Raw genomic sequence first — 1,949 nt, 5'->3', positions numbered from 1 at the left:
TTCGTCTTCAACCAGTCGACCGGGTTGCCGATGTCGTGGCGGGTTGCATCGAGGACGATGCCGTGGACGGGCTCCTGGCGGATGAGTTCCTGCAGGGCGTCGGTGAGTTGAATCTCGTTGCCGGCTCCGCGGGGCGTCTCGTGGAGTAGCCGAAAGATCGTCGGACTCAGGACGTACCGGGCGGCGACGGCGAGGTCGCTCGGGGCGTCGGCGGCTGAGGGCTTCTCGACGAGGCGATCGAGCTTCATCACACCGTCTGAGACCATCGTTCCGCCGGCGATGCCGTAGCGGCTGACAAGGTCGGCCGGGACGCGTTCGAGGCCGATGACGCTGCCGCCGAGTTCGGCCTGTGCGGCGACGAGCTGTTTCGCCGGGTTCGAGCCGGAGAAGATCGTGTCGCCGAGCATGCAGAGGAACGGCTTGTCACCGACATGCCGCTCGGCCTGAAGGACCGCGTGACCAAGGCCGAGCTGTTCGCGCTGACGCACGCTGAAGACCTGCAGGCGATCGAGCAAGCCGTTGATCGATGACAGCCAGTCCTCGCGACCCTTTTCCTTCAGTCGGCGCTCCAGGTCGGCGTGCGTGTCGAAGTGATCTTCGATCGCCTTCTTGTCGTTGCTGACGACGAGCAGCAGGTCGCCCACACCCGCGTCGGCGGCCTCTTCCGCGACGTATTCGATCGTCGGCCGACTCAAGATCGGCAGCATCTCCTTCGGCACCGCCTTGGCGGCGGGCAGCATACGCGTCCCGAAGCCTGCGGCGGGAATGACTGCGGTCTCGATCATCGCGTGCAGTCTAACTCACCGCGGCTTCTGACGTCGCTCGCGGATCACCGGGCGGAAGCACGTGCAGCGGATCTCAGCCAGGGCGTCGACGAGGCGGCTGTACTGATCGCCGTCGAGGTAGACGCCCGTGATCGCACCGCCGCTGCCGGCGAACTTGGCCGAAGCGCCGACGCTGCGGGCGACCTGCACCATCTTGTCGTTCTCCGGGGCGATCTTCATGATCGTCTTGCGGACCTCGTAGTTCTCGTTGGTCACCTCGTGCAGCTTGGGCATGTCGAAGTCGAGGATCGCTCGTCGTCCCGCGTCGGTCAGCTCGGCCAGCCGCTTCATTGCGTTCAGCACGTCGGGCTGGCCTTCTTCCCAGTCTTTCCGCAGGTTGCGGTGCGGCACGTCGCTCACCTCGGCCCGCTCCGGATCGAAAGCGACGAAGACCTGCGGCATCGTCTCCGGCTCGAGCACTTCGTAGTGCCCGCGGCCGGTCCGCTCGACCATCTCGCGGTCGAAGTCCATGTAGACGATGCCCTCGTACGTCTGCACCACACGATCCTGCAGACCGGCCGCGATGCCGAGCTCCTTGGTCTCGACGGAGAGTGCCAGCGTCGGCAGCTGTTCCTTGGGGATGTCGACATCGTAAAAGGCCATGAGCGCCCGCAGCGTCGCGACGACGATGCCGCTGGAGCCGCTCATGCCGACGAGCCGCGGAATGTCGGTGTCGAAGCTAATGGTGAAGTTGCTTCGGCCGCCCAGGTGATGGCCGGCTTCGCGGGCGTAGTCGTGGAAGCGGGCGACGGTGGCCTTGATGAGCCGCATTGCGCCGTAGTAGCCCATGAGCTTCGACTCGCGAAGGAAGTCGTCGACGCTGTCGTACCGGCACAGGTCGCCGCTGCCCGGCACAATCTCGAAGTGCGGCGAATCCCACAGCTTGACCGTCGCTTTGTAATCGCGGATGGCGAACGAAATGGTCTTCCCAAAGTACCCGTCCGACGGGTTCCCGACGAGCCCGGCACGGGCGTAGGCATGCGTTTCGATGATCATCGCATCGACAGGGTATCAGCGTCGGAGAACTAAGCCGCCCGCGTGAGCGGGCGCTTCGGCCATCGTGCGCAGAAGCGCCCCCCCACCCCGGCGGGGAGGTAAACCACACCCCGCAGCCCACGACGGCCC

2 protein-coding genes are annotated in these 1,949 nt (G+C 65.6%); both read right to left on the bottom strand.

Going from position 1 to position 1,949, the window contains the following annotated elements; translation table 11 throughout:
• Window positions 1-785: UTP--glucose-1-phosphate uridylyltransferase (locus AAGI46_17020; GenBank protein MEM1013910.1), on the bottom strand; the 785-nt coding region annotated here is incomplete at its 3' end.
• A gap of 15 nt (window positions 786-800) precedes the next feature.
• Window positions 801-1,820 carry a GHMP kinase gene (locus tag AAGI46_17015; protein MEM1013909.1) on the bottom strand — a complete coding sequence of 340 codons (1,020 nt, stop codon included), beginning with the start codon at window positions 1,818-1,820 and terminating at the stop codon, window positions 801-803.
• Window positions 1,821-1,949: the final 129 nt, after the last annotated feature.

The organism is Planctomycetota bacterium, from assembly GCA_038746835.1.
GTDB lineage: Bacteria > Planctomycetota > Phycisphaerae > Tepidisphaerales > Tepidisphaeraceae > JBCDKH01.
This window is presented reverse-complemented; position numbering and strand designations above follow the sequence as displayed.